17 protein-coding genes are annotated in these 18,226 nt (G+C 61.6%); 9 read left to right on the forward strand and 8 right to left on the reverse strand.

Annotated features, from left to right (window positions below; genetic code table 11):
- The first annotated feature begins 341 nt into the window (after positions 1–341).
- The 3 genes from SS05631_RS24835 to SS05631_RS24845 all read left to right on the forward strand — a co-directional run bounded on the left by SS05631_RS24835 (position 342) and on the right by SS05631_RS24845 (position 3,266).
- Positions 342–1,784 carry a GMC family oxidoreductase gene (locus SS05631_RS24835; RefSeq protein ID WP_037416464.1) on the forward strand — a complete coding sequence of 481 codons (1,443 nt, stop codon included), beginning with the start codon at positions 342–344 and terminating at the stop codon, positions 1,782–1,784.
- A 156-nt stretch (positions 1,785–1,940) separates the two neighbouring features.
- Positions 1,941–2,240: a hypothetical protein gene (locus SS05631_RS24840; protein WP_234819613.1), complete on the forward strand. Its 300-nt coding sequence runs from the start codon at positions 1,941–1,943 to the stop codon at positions 2,238–2,240.
- Between the two features lie 30 nt (positions 2,241–2,270).
- The gene (locus tag SS05631_RS24845; RefSeq protein WP_037416459.1) at positions 2,271–3,266 is read left to right on the forward strand and encodes a phosphoribosyltransferase family protein; all 996 of its coding nucleotides are present in this window, start codon (positions 2,271–2,273) and stop codon (positions 3,264–3,266) included.
- A 43-nt stretch (positions 3,267–3,309) separates the two neighbouring features.
- Here the strand turns inward: SS05631_RS24845 and SS05631_RS24850 are convergent, their stop codons facing one another.
- Positions 3,310–4,803 carry a lipopolysaccharide biosynthesis protein gene (locus SS05631_RS24850; RefSeq protein WP_037416456.1) on the reverse strand — a complete coding sequence of 498 codons (1,494 nt, stop codon included), beginning with the start codon at positions 4,801–4,803 and terminating at the stop codon, positions 3,310–3,312.
- A gap of 461 nt (positions 4,804–5,264) precedes the next feature.
- Here SS05631_RS24850 and SS05631_RS24855 point away from each other — a divergent pair, with 461 nt between their 5' ends.
- Positions 5,265–6,743, forward strand: a complete 1,479-nt coding sequence (locus tag SS05631_RS24855; protein ID WP_037416453.1) for a hypothetical protein — start codon at positions 5,265–5,267, stop codon at positions 6,741–6,743.
- Between the two features lie 131 nt (positions 6,744–6,874).
- Here the strand turns inward: SS05631_RS24855 and SS05631_RS24860 are convergent, their stop codons facing one another.
- Positions 6,875–7,297, reverse strand: a complete 423-nt coding sequence (locus tag SS05631_RS24860) for a DCC1-like thiol-disulfide oxidoreductase family protein (RefSeq protein ID WP_037416450.1) — start codon at positions 7,295–7,297, stop codon at positions 6,875–6,877.
- Positions 7,294–7,485, reverse strand: coding sequence for a hypothetical protein (locus SS05631_RS31160; protein ID WP_157213158.1), 192 nt, complete (start codon positions 7,483–7,485; stop codon positions 7,294–7,296). Before SS05631_RS31160 ends, SS05631_RS24860 begins: the two co-directional genes overlap by 4 nt.
- Before the next feature lie 318 nt (positions 7,486–7,803).
- Between SS05631_RS31160 and ggt the strand changes: the two genes are divergently transcribed.
- Positions 7,804–9,387 carry a gamma-glutamyltransferase gene (ggt, locus tag SS05631_RS24870; protein WP_050988207.1) on the forward strand — a complete coding sequence of 528 codons (1,584 nt, stop codon included), beginning with the start codon at positions 7,804–7,806 and terminating at the stop codon, positions 9,385–9,387.
- 219 nt (positions 9,388–9,606) lie between these two features.
- Here the strand turns inward: ggt and SS05631_RS24875 are convergent, their stop codons facing one another.
- Both SS05631_RS24875 and SS05631_RS24880 read right to left on the reverse strand, forming a co-directional pair.
- Entirely contained in the window at positions 9,607–10,719 is a 1,113-nt protein-coding gene (locus tag SS05631_RS24875; protein WP_234819631.1) for an MFS transporter, read from the reverse strand.
- 109 nt (positions 10,720–10,828) lie between these two features.
- Positions 10,829–11,056: a DUF1127 domain-containing protein gene (locus tag SS05631_RS24880; RefSeq protein ID WP_037416443.1), complete on the reverse strand. Its 228-nt coding sequence runs from the start codon at positions 11,054–11,056 to the stop codon at positions 10,829–10,831.
- Positions 11,057–11,191: 135 nt separating this feature from the next.
- On the opposite strand from SS05631_RS24880, the gene SS05631_RS24885 reads away from it, so the two are divergent.
- Positions 11,192–12,700 (forward strand): winged helix-turn-helix domain-containing tetratricopeptide repeat protein, encoded by a 1,509-nt coding sequence (locus SS05631_RS24885; RefSeq protein WP_037416440.1) that lies wholly within the window; start codon positions 11,192–11,194, stop codon positions 12,698–12,700.
- Between the two features lie 24 nt (positions 12,701–12,724).
- Here the strand turns inward: SS05631_RS24885 and SS05631_RS24890 are convergent, their stop codons facing one another.
- Positions 12,725–13,117: a GFA family protein gene (locus SS05631_RS24890; RefSeq protein ID WP_037416581.1), complete on the reverse strand. Its 393-nt coding sequence runs from the start codon at positions 13,115–13,117 to the stop codon at positions 12,725–12,727.
- A 201-nt stretch (positions 13,118–13,318) separates the two neighbouring features.
- Here SS05631_RS24890 and SS05631_RS24895 point away from each other — a divergent pair, with 201 nt between their 5' ends.
- From SS05631_RS24895 to SS05631_RS24905, 3 genes are read left to right on the forward strand one after another with little or no spacing between them, the layout of a single operon-like run.
- On the forward strand, positions 13,319–14,185 hold the full coding sequence (locus SS05631_RS24895) for a Ku protein (protein WP_037416437.1): 867 nt from the start codon (positions 13,319–13,321) through the stop codon (positions 14,183–14,185).
- A gap of 3 nt (positions 14,186–14,188) precedes the next feature.
- Positions 14,189–16,741 (forward strand): DNA ligase D, encoded by a 2,553-nt coding sequence (gene ligD, locus SS05631_RS24900; RefSeq protein ID WP_037416433.1) that lies wholly within the window; start codon positions 14,189–14,191, stop codon positions 16,739–16,741.
- Positions 16,742–16,782: 41 nt separating this feature from the next.
- The gene (locus SS05631_RS24905) at positions 16,783–16,989 is read left to right on the forward strand and encodes a KTSC domain-containing protein (RefSeq protein WP_037416430.1); all 207 of its coding nucleotides are present in this window, start codon (positions 16,783–16,785) and stop codon (positions 16,987–16,989) included.
- A 17-nt stretch (positions 16,990–17,006) separates the two neighbouring features.
- On the opposite strand, the gene SS05631_RS24910 is transcribed toward SS05631_RS24905, so the two are convergent.
- Positions 17,007–17,816: a Ku protein gene (locus SS05631_RS24910; RefSeq protein ID WP_037416427.1), complete on the reverse strand. Its 810-nt coding sequence runs from the start codon at positions 17,814–17,816 to the stop codon at positions 17,007–17,009.
- 155 nt (positions 17,817–17,971) lie between these two features.
- Positions 17,972–18,175 carry a hypothetical protein gene (locus SS05631_RS24915; RefSeq protein WP_037416424.1) on the reverse strand — a complete coding sequence of 68 codons (204 nt, stop codon included), beginning with the start codon at positions 18,173–18,175 and terminating at the stop codon, positions 17,972–17,974.
- Positions 18,176–18,226 lie beyond the last annotated feature (51 nt).

Raw genomic sequence — 18,226 nt, forward strand, 5'->3', positions numbered from 1 at the left:
TAAGGGCGTTCCCCGCAGGCCGTCCGCCCGCTTTGGTGAAGCGCAGTTTCGAGGTAAGTGCACACAGCGCGAATATTCAAAGTGCGGGTCGTTTCTTCGGCATCTGCGTATCATTGCAAAAACTGTAGCTGCGGTCTGCAGCCGGTAATCGCCTGTGCCGCATTTCACAGGCAATAGCGGCCGTCGGGGAACTCCGACTGCTGCCATCCGAAATTCGCATCGAAGCATCTGCCTACTACCGCAGCACTGGTGAGAACGTGACCGGAGTGAATTTGCTGACCCTGCAATCCGGGCCCCGCAGGCCAATGCGGTTGCTCCTCCCCGCCTTGCGAGGTTAACAGATGGTGCTGGGTGTTCGCGCCGAAGAGATCGCCGGAGAGCATTTCGACGTGGTCGTGATCGGTTCCGGCTTCGGATCCGCCTTCTTCCTCCATGGTTTCACGCATCGCCGCAGCGCGCGCATTCTTCTCCTTGAATGGGGTCGCCACAACTCGCATGCGTGGCAGTTGGAACATGGTGCGAATACCGATCTCAAGGATGAGCAGACCTACAGGAGCAATTCAACAAAGCCGTGGAACTACACGATCGGGCTGGGCGGCGGCACCAACTGCTGGTTCGCCCAGACGCCACGGCTGCATCCGAATGATTTCAGGCTGAGAAGCCTCTATGGGGTCGGACAGGATTGGCCGATCAGCTACGATGATCTCGAGCCTTTCTACTGTCAGGCCGAGTCGATCATGTCCATATCGGGCGATCCGGATATGGCGGCGCTCATGCCGCGATCGAGGCCCTTCCCTCAACCGCCGCATCGGATGTCGACGCCGGATCGGATGATGAAAGCGGCGCAACCGGATCGGCACTTCGTCATGCCGACAGCACGGGCGCGGGTAGCGACTGAACAGCGTCCGTCCTGCTGCGCATCGCTGCGCTGCTGGCTCTGCCCGGCCGATGCGAAATTCACTGCCAATAACGGTCTCATGCATGTCTTCGAACACCCACAGGTATCCGTTTGCTTGGAATCGGAAGTGCGGCGATTGGAGCACGCGGCCGGAAGTATTCGCGCCGCGACGTTCCGCCACGATGGCAGCGAGCATACGGTCACGGGCGATCTTTTCGTGCTCGGCGCCAACGGTATCCAGAGCCCCGCTGTCATGCTGCGATCGGGTCTCGGCGGCGATTTGGTCGGGCGGGGTCTGCATGAATCCTACGGCTGGAACCTTGAAGCCTATCTCGACGGCGTCGACAATTTCGATGGAAGCACCATCACCACTGGTCTGAATTTCGGCCTGTATGACGGAGCCCACAGATCGGAGCACGGCGCGGCTCTGGTCTATTTCGAGAACCGCTGGCAGCACGGTCTTCGTCCCGAGAAGGGGCGATTGCGGCAAACACTTCCCCTCGTAATCGTCACCGAGGACCTGCTGGAGGCGGACAATTTCGTCAGCCTCGATGAAAACGGCGACGCTTTCATAAGCTACAAGGGAGCGGCCGAATACGCGGTCAAAGGCATGACGAGAGCCAAGGAGCAACTGCCGGAGCTTCTTCGGCCGCTGCCGGTCGAAAAAGTCCTGGATCGCGGCATCCGGCGGACGGAATCGCATGTTCAAGGCACGCTTCGCATGGGGAAAGACCCCAAGGACTCGGTGGTCGACGGTGATTTGATCCACCACCAAATTCGCAATCTGCTGATCGTCGGCACGAGCACCTACCCAAGCTGTTCCTGCGCCAATCCCAGCTTGACGGCCGCGGCCCTCTCGTTGCGGGCGGCTAGTCGCCTAACATGATGGAGAAAAAGCATGATCACGCTTTCACGGCGCGCGGTTCTCGGTCTGGCCGGCGGGTGTGTCGCTTCAACCGCCCTTGCCTACACGGCGGCCCGGTCCTTTTCCGGCGAGGATTTGGTCCGGGCATCTCTGAAACGGTATCTCGGAGAGCTGAACATGTCGGATGAGCATCTGCGCGCCTTCACCCTGGAATTCCACAAGCGAAATCCATGGGATTTCCCGACGGAAAAGCTGGCGGATGCTTCGACGCTATTCGAAGGACTGGGTCTGGGAGACGCGGTTCGACCACTGCTGCCCGATGATGACGCAAAGCGTTTGGAGCGGTTCGAGCGCTGGCTGCTCGCCGACTTTCATCTCCTCACCGACTACGCCTGGCGCAGCGGACCGGAAGATGCCGTTACCTTTTCAGGCAGCCAGCATTGCGTGAACCCGTTTGCAAATTTCGACGCTGCATAGTGTCCATCAATACTACTTGGGAGTGAAGTTATGTACTACAGATCAATTGCAGATATGAATTCCACCATTGCCAGAAACCTCCACCGACTGCCACGTGATATCGATCTCGTCGTCGGAATCCCCAGAAGCGGCCTCCTGGCTGCCAACCTCGTCAGTCTGACCGCGAACATCCAGATGACCGATCTCGACAGCTTTGTCGCCGGCAAGACCTTCTCCTGCGGGATCACCAAGCGCTCCGCCGCTCTGCAGCGCACCATACCTGAGATGCGCCGGATACTGGTTATCGATGACAGCATCAATGGCGGTGGCGCCATGCGGGAGGCGCGGGTAAAGGCAGCCGCCGCGGGCGTTGCCCGCGACCAGCTTGTCTTCGCTGCCGTATACGGCACCTATGAGCGCTACGACGAGGCCGATCTCGTGCTCGAGGTCGTACCACAGCCTCGGCTTTTCCAGTGGAACGTGATGCACCACAAGTTTCTCGGCCAGAGCTGCGTCGATATTGACGGGGTCCTGTGTTTCGATCCCACCAACGAAGAAAACGATGACGGCCCCGCCTACCTCCAATTCCTGGCGCAAGCACGTCCACTGTATGTCCCGACGCGAAAGATCGCCTATCTGGTGACCAGTCGGCTGGAAAAATACCGGGCCCAGACGGAGGCTTGGCTGGCGGCGCAGGGAATCGAGTATGGAGAACTCATCATGCTCGACCTTCCCAGCAAGGAAGAGCGCCAACGGCTCGCCGCGCACGGCCGCTTCAAGGCCGAGTTCTACCGGCGTTCGGATGCCGTGCTTTTCATCGAAAGCGAGCACGATCAGGCGGTGAATATAGCCAAGCTCTCGGGAAAGCCGGTGCTTTGTATAGAGTCGCAACAGATGATCTCTTCGAATTCCGCTTGGCTGCTGGCAGGGCTAAAACAGGCGAAATCGTTGGAGGGTCGGCAGGCAATGCTGAAGGCAGCGGCCCGTGCGATGCTTGGAGAACGGGGTTACCAGGCGCTGAAGGGCAGGGTGCGAAAGCCGGCCTGATGATTGATGATTGCAGAAGGCCTCCGATGCGCAGAAGGCGCTCTTAGGCCTCCCCGCCCCGCGATCCGATCACGCGTCCCGGCACGAGCTTGATGGCCTCCCGCAAGGTTTGTCTGCCGAACGGGAAAAGCATCGCGATCACGATTGTAACGGCGTATGACAGGGCGGCAACGGCCGCAATGGCGAGAATAGGCTGGTTCGGCAAGACCGGTCGGGAAAACCAAAGGACCAGCAATGCGCAATGCGAACCGAGCACAAAGGGGCCGGCAGCACAAAGCACATCCTTCAAACCCAACGGCCCCTTTCTCCCGACATAGATCCACAGAAGCGGTGTTCGAACATACTCGCTGAGCGAATAGACAACGGCGACCCCTAAGGCTCCGTAGGGCAGACCGATGACGAAGGCCAAAGCCGACGTTAACGCTGTCACGATTCCCCACCGCATGAAATCACCCGACCGGCCCTGGCTGATGAACAGCCAACCCGCAGGATTGTTGACCGGCTGCAGCAAGCCGGCAAAGCCGAGCGCCATGAAAATGACTGCGCTCTCCCGCCACTGCTCTCCCAAGACAAAAGGAATAAGCACATCGGCCGTGGCAATGGCGGCGCCGACGCCGGGGAGCGCCACAATGAGCATCAAGGGCAGCACCCGAAGATAGGCGCTGCGATACCGATCGGGCTCGTTCGTCAGGCGGGAGAGCGCCGGCACCATGACTTTCGACAGCGGATTGGCCAGTTGGCTGAGCGGAAAGAGCAGCAGCTTATAGGCTCGGTCGTAAAGCCCCAATTGCGTCTCGCCCCAGTATCGGCCGATGAGAATGTTGTCCAGATTGCGGGCAAAGAAGTTCGCGAAGTTGAATCCAGTTATGCCGGCACCGAAGGTCAGCAACGCGCCTACGCCTTCGGTTTTGAGTGTGAAACCTGGCCGCCACCCCGAATTCGCCCAGTAACAGAGCGTCGGCAAGACGGCACTCGTCAGCGTGCCGGCGTAAAGCGCCCAATAGGATCGATCGACGAAAGTCCAGCCGACGGCGGCGAAAAAGCCACCCATGGCGCTAGCGATCTCCACCACCGCCAGGCGATCGAAGGCCATGCGCCGGTTGAGCAGTGCAAGGTGTTGGGCCCCGAAGCCATAGGCGAGTATCTGCAACGACATCGCGGCGACAAGAGGCCCCACTCGGGGCTCATCGTAAAAAGCTCCGATGAGCGGTGCCATGCCCACCATCAAACAGGCAAGCGCCACGCTGACCGCAACGTTGATCCAGAAGAGAGAATTCACCTCTTCATGTGTTATGGAGCGTTTCTGCACGGTCGCCTGCGTGAGCCCAAGGTCCTGAAACAGTGCGATGAACGCCAATACCGGCGCGCACATCGCAACCACGCCAAAATCCTGAGGTGACAGGAGGCGCGAAAGGACGATTACGGAAAGGATCTGCGTCGCGACCTTGACCGCTTGGGCAAGGGCCGTCGCGACGGCACCCCGACCTACTTTCTCGCGGAGCGAACCGTCAGGGGGATCGAATGCGCTGGCTTCCAAATCCTCACCCTCATGCAGGTTGCAGTCGACGACAGGTTTGAAACTAACCCAGATGCTTGCCGCAGCGCAACAGAAACGGTCTGTTGTTGCTGCCTTGCACAATGAAATATTGCTGCGCAACATGGGCCGTAGTAGAGTTGCTTCGCAACCGTGGGTCATGCAGCGTGCCGCTTCCGTGGGAACCAACTCTCCAAGGAACTGTCTTGGAAGGGTCGTCCGCAAACGCTCACCGCCGGTTGCTGACAGAATTGTTGTTTACAATTGAGAGTTGCTTAAGCTAATCATGGACCCCGCCAATGGTCGGGGCGCGTTGGACAGGACACCGGCAAGATGTCGTGATGCGGCAAATTGCTCCCGGTGCATTCGAGGTCGTGTGAAATTGTCGGTGCACAAAAGGCTGCCCGGAGGAGCATGCCTTCTTCTCCGGCGCGAGAAACAATCACTTCAAGTGGGTTCTAACGATGACGGCGAGCGCAATACCTTTCTGGAACTTTCGTCCAAGCAAACTCTCAACTGTCGGAAATCCCGCCTATACCTATGACGGTCTTACTGCATTTACGCCGTTTTGGGCGATGGCAGCGCTCTTCAGCATCGCGGGCGATGTCTATTCACTGATCGGTTACAAAGGGCTGGCCTACACGGTTTTGAGCTGGTCCATCGTCCTGCTCAGCCTCTTGCTTCTGCTCTATCCGCGCCGCACCGGCATCCTGCTGGGGCTGGTCGCGGTCTCGCTGCTGTTATACGGCCTCCGCTTGCCGGTTGCCTCAAACAACAAGACGATCACGGCCGTGATGAACTTGGGAATCCTGCTCAGCGCAGCGGCTCTCTACGTCAAAGCCGGCAGCATCGCCGCCATCGACCGCATGACGCTCTATGGTCAGATCCGTGTCGTCGCCCGCGCCCTGCTCGCGATCATGTACTTCTACGGAATCTTTCATAAGATCAACACGGACTTCCTCGATCCTTCCGTCAGTTGTGCCGTGGGGCTCTACGTTCCGCTTGCTCGCCCGTTCGGTCTCGAAGACAATCTGTTTGGCAGGTACCTGGCGATCTATGCGACCTTTGTTATCGAGGCGATTGCCATCGTCGCACTCTACTGGAAGCGCTATTTCGCGATCGGCTTCATCCTGGCGCTTGTCTTCCACTACGTGATCCCGATCTCCGCCTATTCGTGGTACATGGATTTTTCGAGCCTTGTATTCGCGCTTTACGTGCTGAGCATTCCAGTTCCCGCCAGCCGATCGCTCTACGGCATCTCGCTTGCCGCCGCCAACGGCCTTCGCGCGCAGTTCGGACGGATTGGCACGCTCTTCCCGGCGGCGGTGCTCATGTTTTTCGCGATTGCAGTCGTCCTGCTTCTCGCCCGGACCTATCCGGAGCGCAGCTTCGACATGGTGGTCCACTCCGTATGGATCCTCGTGTGGTCCGTGGTCGGCGGCGTCGCGATGATCGTCCTGGCCTATGTGGCGCTGCAGAATCTGCCTTGCGACAACGTTTCCGCCCCGCGCCCGCCGGCATGGGTCTACGTCATCCCGGGCTTGTTTTTCCTTTCGTGCCTTTCGCCCTATGTGGGGCTAAAGACCGAAAGCTCGATCAACATGTTCAGCAATCTGCATACCGAAGCCGGTCAAACCAACCACCTGCTGTTCCCGACGCCGCCGTATCTTTTCAACTACCAGAACGAGGTGATGAAGATCGTCGATTCTTCCGAGCCGCACTTGGTCAGGCAAGCGCAGGCCGGAAAGTATCACGTCCTGCACGAGATTAAGAAGCAGCTCCGCTGGAATCCCGAGGCGTGGGTGACCTACGTCAAGGATGGAGAAACCGTTAGTCGCGCGACGGCAGCGACGTTGGCAGATGAAATGCCCAACATCCTCGAACGCAAGCTGCTGATCTTCAAGCTGGTGGACTTCTCCCGGCCTAAGGTCTGCACCCACTAGGCTCGGGACCTGCAGTTTTCTGCCAGGCGGACGCGCGGCTCAGGCGTCCGCGCGGCCACCGGGACGGCGCAGGGCGACAATGCGAGCCAGACCATCAGCCTGCCGGGTTTAGCGCCTGAGGAAGTTCCCCCTCACCAGCCGCTATTTCCATCCGGTGGAGGGTCAAGGTCGGCCTGAATGAGCGGGCGCCCGCGCAGTCGCAGCGTAGCACGGCGCCCCGCCTTGAGGAGCGGGTAGATCAACCTCGCGGCCGTTCTATTGGAAAGAAGCGCCCGGTTAAGGCGGCCGAAGAGGGACGAAGACGAACTAAGGATTGCCAGGAGATTGGCCGCTTCGTCGCCGTGGTAAATGCGATCCTCGAAGACGAACAGCATTCCTTCATTGAGGTCGAAACCCTGCTTCTGGAAGCGAGCCACTCGCGGATCAGCGGAGCGGGCGTCGAGCAGTTCGACGGCACCAATGGTTTCGCGCAATCGCATGAAGCGAACATAGCTTTGGCAGAAGATGCAATCGCCATCATAGACGATCAGTGCTGGTGTCGGGGCCTCTTTCATTGGACTAGCGGATCGACGCCCAGGTCGGTGGGCGGCTCGGCCATGTCGCCGAGGCGGCATTCACCATAAAACGTGCAGCCCGAAACGACGGGCAAATTGATGAGCGCATCGAATACACCGACAAACGCCAGAGCGACAATCCCGAGGGCAACGAGCTTCTTATAAAGAGGCATGTCTCGAAAACCCACCGGCTCCACTCCTCTCAGGCTCGCGTCGCGCCTCGCCCGCCGCCGATCTTGTGCAATGCACAATGCTTCGAAATCAGCTTGAGATCAAGAGGCTTCCTATCATTGGTTGTATTCAACTCATCCTCGCGGCACCTCTCGCCCGTCATGGGCAAATGTGGCTTGATCTTTGAATATTGAAATATATCGCGGCTCGCATGGGCGTCTCGATGATCCGCGCCTGTTTCCATCGAAACGGCCCCGTCATAAGCTCCGGACTGTCTTCTCGATCCTCGCGGAGTTCCATTCCCATGCGTGACCTGCAATGGCCGTTCAGTCGTCATGGGCAGGCATGGCGCCGCGGCCACGTCGCATGCTCTTTCGACGCTCGCCGCCATCGAAATCCTGCGCCGCGGCGGTAATGCGGCCGACGCCGCGATCGCCGCCTGTGCCGTCCAATGCGTGGTCGAGCCGGGCTCGACAGGCATCGGCGGCGACAATTTCGTGCTCTTCGCTCCCGCGTCTACCGATCCGCCGGGCACCGACACCAAGACGCGCGGCAAGGTCTACGGTCTGAACGGCTCGGGGTGCGCGCCGGGGGGCCTCACCGCCGAGCATCTCTTGAGGCAGGGAGTGAAGGAGATCGCTCTAACGTCGGTGCATGCGGTGACCGTCCCGGGCGCCATTGATTCCTGGGCCAAGCTGAACCAGCGCCTCGGCTCCATGCCGCTCGGCGCGTTGCTGCAGCCCGCCATCCGCCATGCCGAGGAAGGTTTTGCGGTGACCGAGCGCGTCGCCACCGATTGGGCCCGTAACGAAGACAAGCTGAAGGCGGATGCCAATAGTGCGCGCATGTGGTTGAAGGGTGGCCGCGCTCCCACGGCCGGTGAGGTGTTCAGGCAGCCAGAGCATGCGAAAGTCCTCCGGGAGATCGCCGCCAAGGGCCGCGACGGCTTTTACACCGGCTGGGTCGCCGAGGACATGGTGGCCTATCTCCGCAGCCTCGGCGGCACGCATTCGCTGGAGGATTTCGCCTCGCAGGAGGCTTTTTGGGTCGAGCCTATTTCGACCAGCTATCGCGGCATCGAGATCCTGGAAATCCCGCCGAACGGCGTCGGCATCACGACTTTGCTAATGCTCAACATCCTGAGCGGCTTCGACCTGGGCAAATACGATCCGGTCGGCGTCGAGCGCTTCCATATCGAGGCCGAGGCCACAAGACTGGCCTTTGAGGCGCGCGACATGTATGTCGCCGACCCGGCCTTTGCCGATGTCCCCGTGCAGAAGCTGCTTTCGGCCAACTTCGCCGACGGCCTGCGCGGCCGCATCGACCTGAGGAGAGCCATGCCGGCTGGGGGCCCGCTCGGCACCACGACATATCGGGATACCGTCTATATCAGCGTGGTCGACGGAAAGGGCAACGCCTGCTCCTTTATCAACTCGCTGTTCTGGCCCTATGGCACCGGCCTTTCCAGCCCGAAAACCGGCGTGCTGCTGCACAACCGCGGCACGGGCTTCCTTGTCGATCCCGCGCACCCCAATTGCGTGGCACCGCGGAAGCGCCCGCTGCACACGATTATCCCGGCGATGGCCATGAAGGACGGCAAACCGTGGCTCTGCTTCGGCGTCATGGGCGGCGGCTTCCAACCGGTCGGCCAAACCCACGTGCTCACCAATATCATCGACTTCGGCATGAATGTGCAGGAAGCCATCGACTGCGCCCGCGGCTTCCCCCAGATGGGGCGCTTCGAGGCCGAGCGCGGCATCCGCGAGGATGTGCTGAAAGGCCTCGTGGCATTGGGCCATGATATCAAAATGGCCGAGATGCCGCTTGGCGGCGGCCAGGCGATCATGATCGATGCGGCTAGCGGCGTGCTGCAGGCCGGCTCGGATCCGCGCAAGGACGGCTGCGCGCTGGCTTACTGAGCCTGCTCGAAGCGAGAACATTCGCCAACGTTCGGAACCTTGCGCGGGCGCGGGACGTTAGAGCCCGTCGCTTTACCAAGCGACGTTGACGCAATGGGGGTCGACTCTTTCCCTCCCACTGCCCCCGAGTCGACCTTGTTGGCAGCGCCCCTCCTCCCTCCTCCGAGGGGCGCTGCCTCACCATGGCAATGTTCGGCAGTGATGCTGTAGATGCCTCGATCAGAGCCGCCTTCTCTCTGCCATCAGAAGCACTGCCAGAACGCAGCACAGGAGGCCGAGGGACGTTGGCAGCCCGTGATGTCCGATCAGTTGCATCGTCAATCCCGTCGCGGGCGAGCCGACGATGCCGCCGATACCCCATACGAAGGCGAAGGCCGCGTTACCGGCGATCAGCGCCTGACCGGTGAACCGCTCGCCGAGCCGGATGAGCGATACGGTATAAATCCCGAAGGAGACTCCGCCCCAGACGAAAACGAGCGGCCAGACGAGCCATGCGTCGAAGATCGACGGCAGCAGCAGGCAGCCGGCCAGCGCAGCCAGGGCACAGAGCAACAGGGTCCGCCTCGAGCCGAGCCGTTCGGTCATGCGCCCGAACAAAATCTGCAGCACGGCATTGCCAGCGATGAAACAGGCGATGAGCGAAGCGATACGGGCCTCGGCGCTACCGAGCGCGGCGCCATAGACCGCCAACAAAGAGAGCAGGGTCTGCTCGAAGGCGGCGGCCGTGAAGACCGCGAACAATAGGAGCGGCGCCCGTGCGAAGAAGCCGCCGACCGATATTGCCTCGCCTTCGTGCGGCATCTTCGGCAGACGTGGCACGACCCCAAGCACGATCAGGCCGCAGAGTAGAAGGGCCACGATGCCGATCAGGAAAGGCGGCCAACCCTCGGTACCGGTGAGGCCGAGCGAGAGCGGGCCGATGGCGAAGCCCCCCGAAACAATCGATGAATAGAGGCCCAGGATGCGGCCCCGGCGTGGCGCCGGCGTGATCGACATCAGCCAGGTCTCGCTGATGACGTAGAGCGGATTGGCGAAGAAGCCGAGCAGGAAGCGCAGCGGCATCCAGGCCCAGACGCCCTGCATCCAGGCGATCGCGGCCAGCGTGAGCGCCGCCAGCAGCGAACACAGGATCGCAAGCCGCGCCCCGCCCACGCGCCGCGCCAGCGCCGGAACGAGGGGTGCGGATACAATGAAACCCAGCGGCGTCATCGCCGCCGACAAGCCGATCAGGTCCGGCGCCATCCCCTGCCGCTCGAGGATGAAGCTGAGCAGCGGATAGGTCAGCCCCTGCGCCACGGCAAACACCGAGACGGTCGCGATGATGCCCGCCATCGCCGCCCAGGGGAGCCGATCCTCTCGCGGCGATGCCGTGCTTTGCAGGTGCCGGCAAACAACTGCGGCACGCGGAAACTGGCGATCCTCTGTCATTGCAGCAGTCGCCTCATAGAGGCGGCATCGGCCCTTGCCAGGAGGGCTTGGCGATCTCTGCCTCGAACTGCCGTTGGGTCAGGCCGATATCGGCGATCAAATGCGGATCGTCCTTCAACTTCTGCTCGAGTTCCCGGCGAAAGCGTATCCGCTCGCCCCAGGTCGCGATGATGCTCCGCAGAGTCGCGAGGCTGTAATGCCGATGGGGCGGGGCCGAAGCAGGGGTCGGAGTCTCGTTCATACCAATCCTCCTTATGGTTTGCGGGTCGGGGATCCGACCTGAAAGAGGATGAATTCTGCGGGAGACGAGGAGCGCCGTAATTAAGCGCTCCCAAAAAGTTCTCAAAAACTTCCAAACGGACTATAGACTTGCCCTATGCAGGGATCGCGCTTTGCCTTTGGTCCGTTCGTGCTTGATCCGGCTGCGGGAACGCTGCTTCGGAACGATGACACCGTTGCGGTCGGCTACCGCGGGCTGAAGCTGCTTGCGGCTCTCGTCGGACGGTCCGGCGAAATCCTGAGCAAAGCCGAGTTGATGGACGCGGCGTGGCCCGACACGGCCGTCGAGGAAGGCAACCTCACCGTCCAGATTGCGCAGCTCCGGAAGCTGCTCGGTCCAGCCCCCGACGGCGGTGAATGGATCTCCACGGTTCCGCGCGTCGGCTACCGCTTCACGGGGGCGACCGAACAGCTCGGTGGCGCCATGCGAAAGCCTTTGCCACTGCCCGACAGGCCGTCGATTGCCGTGCTCCCCTTCGTGAATTTCAGCAACGATCCCGAGCAGGAAGCCTTCGCGGACGGGTTGACCGAAGATCTGATCACCGATTTATCCAGGATCTCCGGCCTGTTCGTCATCGCCCGCAACTCGGTCTTTGCCTACAAAGGACAGGCGACAGACGTGCGCGAGATCGCCGAGGACCTCGGCGTCCGATACCTGCTCGAGGGCAGCGCAAGACGCGCCAAGGGGCGCGTGCGCATCAACGCCCAGCTGGTCGATGCGCTGAGTGGCGCCCATCTCTGGGCGGAACGCTTCGATCGCAGCCTCGAGGATATCTTTGCCGTTCAGGACGAGGTCACCGGCAAGATCGTCGAGGCGCTGCTCGGCCGGCTGCGGGCACCGCCGCAGCGCAATCGGCCCAAGAATCTCGAGGCATACGATCTCTGCGTGCGGGCGCGCAAGCTGATCGACGATTCGCCGCAGACGGCGCGGGAGGCGCATCTGATGCTGACCCGCGCGGTCTCGCTCGATCCGCGATATGCCGAGGCCTATCGCTGGCTTGCCATGAATCATTGGATGGGGTGGGTGCATTGGGGCGAACCGATCGAACCAAGCCGCAGCGTTTCCTTGGAACTGGCGCGCAAGGCCGTAGCGATCGATCCCAACGATGCCGGCTGCCGCTGGGTGTTGGCCAACTTGCTTGCCTATGAGCGCAGCTTCAGGGAGGCGGATGCGGAATTCGCCAAGGCGATCGAGCTCGATCCGAACGAGGCCGACATCTGGGCGACCTTATCCGACATTGCGGTCCTGGCCGGCCGGGTCGCGGAGGGCCTGGAGCACATCAGAAAGGCCTTCCGGCTGAACCCGTTTCCGGCAAGCTGGTACTATCTGACGCTCGGCCAGGCGCAATATGCGGGCGGCGAATACGAAGCGGCTGTCGTGACACTCAGCCGGGACGAGACCTATCGCACGGGCTCGCGCCGTTTCCTGGCGGCAAGCCTTGCCCAACTCGGCCGGCTGGACGAGGCGCGCGCCGAGGTCGAGCTTTTCCTCGTCGGCAACCCACATTTCACGATCCGCCATTGGGCCACGACCGAGCCGTTCCGCGACGACGCGACGCTCGAGCATTTCGTTGACGGTTTCCGCAAGGCCGGGCTTCCGGAGTGACGCGCTTCGCGCGGTTCGCTCGACCTACTCCTCGAACCGACCCGAGCCCTCTCGATCGCGCTCGTATTGTCTCGTGAGCGGAAACGGCGGCAGCCAGGCCTCACGGCGAACGATCCAGCTTTCATAGGTCGGCATCAGTTGGTCGGGGGCGTCCAGGGATCCCAGGTTCACTTCGATTTCGTCCGCGCTGCGGCCGAAAAGCGACGAGCCGCAGCGGGGGCAGAAAAACCGCCCGGCATAGTCGCGCGTTTCGCCATCGACCGTCACCGCGCTTTCGGGGAATATCGCGGAAGCGTGAAAAAGCGCCCCGTGATGCTTGCGGCAGTCGAGACAGTGGCAAAGGCCGACCCGGTATGGGAGTCCCGACGCCACAAGACGAACGTTGCCGCACAGGCAACCTCCGGTGAACCGGTTCATGCTGTGCCTCCTCCAGATCAAGCGGAGCGAATTGTTTACAACGAACGGCCCTGTCATTGCAATTTTCCGCCACCGGCGGGGAGTGATCGACCGACGCGCCCGCCTCCGAGGGGAACAAACCGCCACGCCTCCACGTTCCCGACCGTCGAGCATGTTGCGCGCAACCACCCCAGTGCTCCGTTCCCAGAGTGAGGCCGCATCGTGGCGCCGAGAGCAAATTGGAAGGGCTATCTGAAGGTCGCCGAGGTCAGCTGCCCGGTCGCGCTCTACACAGCGGCCTCGACCTCGGAACGAATTGCCTTTCACACCATCAACCGTGCCACCGGGCATCGCGTTCACCGGCAATTCGTCGACAGCGAGACCGGAAAGCCGGTCGAAAAGGACGATCAGGTCAAGGGCTATGAAGTCGGATCCGGCGACTACGTCGTGCTGGAGCCCGAGGAGATCGCGGCGGCCGTTCCGGAGAGCGACAAGACCCTGTCGATCTCGGCCTTCATCGCCTGCGGCGATATCGACAACGTCTATTTCGACAAGCCCTATTACCTTGCTCCGACCAAGAGCCATGCCGAAGACGCGTTCGCTCTGATCCGCGAGGGCATGCGCAAGAAGAACGTCGCGGCCATCGCCAGTGCAGTGCTGTTCCGGCGGGTGCGCACGCTTCTGATCCGCGCCTATGAGGACGGACTGATCGCAACGACCTTGAACTTCGACTACGAGGTCCGCTCGGCCCAAGAAGCGTTCGACGACGTGCCGGATCTGAAGATCGAGGGCGAGATGCTGAAGCTTGCCGAGCACATCATCAAGACGAAACGCGGAAAGTTCGACCCGGCCAAATTCGATGATCGCTATGAGGCGGCCCTTGCCGAGCTGGTCGAGGCGAAACTCGAGGGCAAGAAGATCGAGCCGCGCAAGGAGCCGAAGCGCGAAAAGGTCGTGGACCTGATGGAGGCATTGCGGCAGAGCGCCGGCGTTCCGGCCAAGAAGACAAAGGCGGCCACTCAAACCAAAAAGAAGGCGACCCGTGGCGCGAAGACGAAGGAAGCTTCGCCGCGTCGCAAGGCGGGCTGACCCATGGGCCTCGAAACCTATCGGGAAAAGCGCGACTTCGCCTCGACACCCGAACCGAAGGGGGGCAAAGCGCGTCGATCCGGCAACAGTTTCGTTGTCCAGAAGCACGACGCCACGCGGCTGCATTACGACTTCCGGCTGGAGATGGACGGGGTTTTGAAGAGCTGGGCCGTCACTAAGGGTCCGAGCCCCGTTCCCGGCGAGAAGCGCCTTGCCGTTCACGTCGAGGACCACCCTCTCGAATACGGAGATTTCGAAGGCACGATCCCGAAAGGCGAATATGGCGGCGGTACCGTCATCCTGTGGGATCGCGGCACGTGGACGCCGATCGGCGATGCCCGGCGGGGCTACGCGAAAGGCCATCTCGACTTCGAGCTCAGCGGCGAAAAGCTCGGCGGCCGCTGGCATCTGGTTCGGATGGCCGGCAAGCCGCGCGAGAAACGGGAAAACTGGCTGCTGATCAAAGGCGACGACGAGGCGGCGCGATCGGAGCAAGACCCCGATATTCTCGAGGAGCGGCCGGAGTCGGTTCTGACCGGCCGCGAGATCAAGGATGTTGCCGGCGAAGAGCCGGGCTGGTCGTCGAAGACCGGCCGGATACGCAAGCGGGCTCGCGGCAGGAAAACCGCCGCTTCACCAGGGCAGGAGCCGGAAGCGGCTTCGAACGTCCCAGATCCCGCGAAGTTCAAGGGCGCCAAGCGGGCTCCTTTGCCGGACTTCGTCGAGCCCTCATTGGCGACCCTCGTCGCCTCCGCGCCGGCCGGCGAACGCTGGCTCCACGAAATCAAGTTCGATGGCTACCGGTTGCAGGCGCGGATCGAAGCCGGGCGCACCAAGCTTCTCACCCGTGGCGGGCTGGACTGGACGAAAAGGTTCGGCAAGGCGCTGGTGTCGGCATTGCAGGCGCTACCGGTCGGAACGGCCTTGATCGACGGCGAGGTCGTTGTCGAAACGGGCTCCGGGGCCTCCGACTTTTCCGGATTGCAGGCCGACTTGAGCGAGGGTCGCAGCGATCGTTTCCGCTTCTATGTCTTCGACCTGCTCTATCTCGACGGCTACGACTTGCGCGCTCTGCCCCTGGTCAAACGCAAGGAGCTGCTCGGCCAGCTGATCAGCGAAGGCGATGGCCTCATCCGCTTCAGCAGCCATTTCGAGGAGGAAGGCAGCCTGGTGCTGCGTCATGCCTGCAGGCTGAGCCTCGAAGGCATCGTCTCGAAGCAGCGCGATGCGCCCTATCGTGCGGGACGGAACAAAAGCTGGGTGAAATCCAAGTGCTCGGCGCGTCAGGAGTTCGTCGTCGCCGGCTACGTGCCGTCGACCACGTCGCGCAAGGCGATCGGCTCACTCGTGCTCGGCGTCTATCAAGGCGGCAAGCTCCATCATGTGGGCCGCGTTGGAACAGGGTTCACCGTCGCCGTTGCGGAGGAGCTCTTCAAGAGGTTGGACCGTTTGCGGACGCCCGAGAGCCCGTTCGCGGCGCGGCTTGCGGCGGAAGATGCGCGCCAGGTCCGATATGTCAGGCCGGAGCTCGTTGCCGAGGTCGAGTTCAGGGCCTGGACCGCCGACGGCCTTCTCCGCCACGCTTCGTTCAGGGGATTGCGAGAGGATAAACCCGCCCGCGACATCGTGCGCGAAACGCCGAAGTCCGCGGCAGTTGCGCCCAAGGCTCCGCGTCGGACCGTGAAACTCACCCACCCCGACCGGTTCTACTGGCCGGACGAGGGTGTCACCAAAGAGGGGCTCGCCGATTATTACTCCGAAGTCTGGCGCTTTGTCGGCCCCCATATCGTCGGGCGCCCGCTCGCTTTGGTCAGATGCCCCAACGGGATCACCGGGGAGACGTTCTTCCAGAAGCATGCCTGGAAGGGGCTGAACCCCAATATCGTGCTCGTCAACGATCCGAAGGACCCGCCCGACGAACAGCTGTTGAGCATCAGGGATCTCGATGGCCTGATGGGGCTAGTCCAGTCCGCGGTTCTCGAAATCCATCCTTGGGGCTCGACGGTCGCCGATTGGGAAAGACCGGACACGATCATAATGGATCTCGATCCCGGCGAGGACGTGCCGTTCGAAGCGGTGATCGAAGCTGCGCTCGAGACCGCAGGCCGCCTGAAGGCGGCCGGCCTTGTTCCCTTCGTCAAGACATCCGGCGGCAAGGGGCTTCACGTGGTGGCGCCGTTGAAGCCCAAGGCGGAGTGGCCGGCCGTCAAGGCCTTCACCAAGTTGGTTGCCGATGCGATGGCCTCCGACAGTCCCGACCGGTTCGTTTCGACCATCAGCAAATCCAAGCGCCGCGGCAAGATCCTGGTCGACTATCTGAGAAACCAGCGCGGCGCGACCGCGGTGGCCCCCTATTCGACGCGAGCGCGGCCGGGCGCCGCCGTCTCGATGCCCCTCTCCTGGGACGAATTGGCTCCCAGCATCGGACCGGCCTATTTCACGGTGGAGAACACGCCGACGCGGCTGGCGTCGCTGCACGCCGACCCATGGGCGGATTTTCGCGCGGCCGCCGTTCCGCTCAAGGAGGCGAAGGCCGGGCGAAGGAGGGCCGCGTAAGGCTGCACTCAGAACGGACCCTTTCAGGAAGCGGTGAGGCAATGCCGTCGCATCTGATAAAAAGGACAGACTACGACGCCGAGACGCGAACGCTCTCGGTCTGGCTCCTGACCACCGAAAAGCGTTATGACTATGAGGATGTGCCTCCCGAAACTTATGCGGCCTTCAAGCGGGCCTTTTCAAAGGGCCGCTTCTTCAACGCGCATATCCGCGATCGCTTCAAGTATCGCGTCTCGATGCCGGACTGACACCTTGATGCCGGGAGTTAACTCTTCGTCTTTTTCTTCTTTTCCGAACTGAGGCTCTTGCGAAGCGCGTCCATGATATTGACCACGTTGCTGGGTCGCTCCTCTTCCTCAGCCTTTGCCTTGGCCGGCCGCTTCCGGCCCTTCTTTTTGGCGGAAATGATGTCCAGGAGTCGCGCCTGAACGGGATCGCTCACCATAGCGGGATCCCAGGGCTTGCTGCGTTCTTCGATCAGCTTCGTCACGAGGCGCATCAGTTCGGGATCGTTATCGCTGTCATCAATGTTGCGGAAGTACTCCTCGGGTTTCCGCACCTCGTCGCCATAGCGCAGCGTCCAAAGAACGATCCCCTTCCCTCTCGGTTCGAGCATAACGGCGCGCTCGCGGCGATACATGACAAGCCGCGAAATACCGACCGTCCCGGTTGAGGCCATCGCGTCGCGGATGACTGAAAAGGCCTCCTCACCGACGGGATCGTCGGGAACGAGATAGTGCGGCTTGTCGTACCATATCCAGCGAATGCTGTCGGCCTCCACGAACATGTCGATGTCGATGGTGCGCGTGCTTTCCAGCCCGACCGCTTCGAGTTCCTCGTCCTCCAGAAGCACGAAATCGTCCTCGCCACGTTCATAGCCTTTAACTTCGTCATCTTCGTCGACAGCTTTTCCGCTCACCGCATCGACATACTGGCTGACGACGCGATTGTTGGTCTTCCGGTTGAGCGTGTGGAAGCGGACCTTCTCGTTCTCGGTCGTCGCCGGCGTCATTGCCACCGGACAGGTGACGAGTGACAGTTTCAGATAGCCTTTCCAGAATGAGCGGGGTGCCATTGCGGTTGGCCTCGAAGCCTCTCGTTTGAATTTCCGAAACGGGGCCGCGCGCGAGTTTGTTCCTCAGTCCTCGGGCAGGCACTGCCCTGCTCTATCCCGATGAGCGGCGCCCCGAGCTTTAGCGCCCTGTTTGCGCTGGCCAAAGGCGCTCTCTGCTATCGGTCTCTCAGCCTTTCAGCCAAGAGATTCGGGTCTCTGACGCCTTCCTGATAGAGCGCGACCAGCCTCCTTGCGAGCGTTTCGGCCTCCTCGGTGTCACTCCTCAGCCTTGTCCGGGCAAGTTCGGTTTCGAACACGCCTTGCAGCATACTGATCTCGCTTGGTCGGATAACGCAGTCAAAGTCGCGGAACGGATACATGGCGCGGCCTCCTAGGATGGGGCGAAAGCGCGATGATCTCCCAGCCAGTGG

This window comes from Sinorhizobium sp. CCBAU 05631 (assembly GCF_002288505.1).
GTDB lineage: Bacteria > Pseudomonadota > Alphaproteobacteria > Rhizobiales > Rhizobiaceae > Sinorhizobium > Sinorhizobium fredii_C.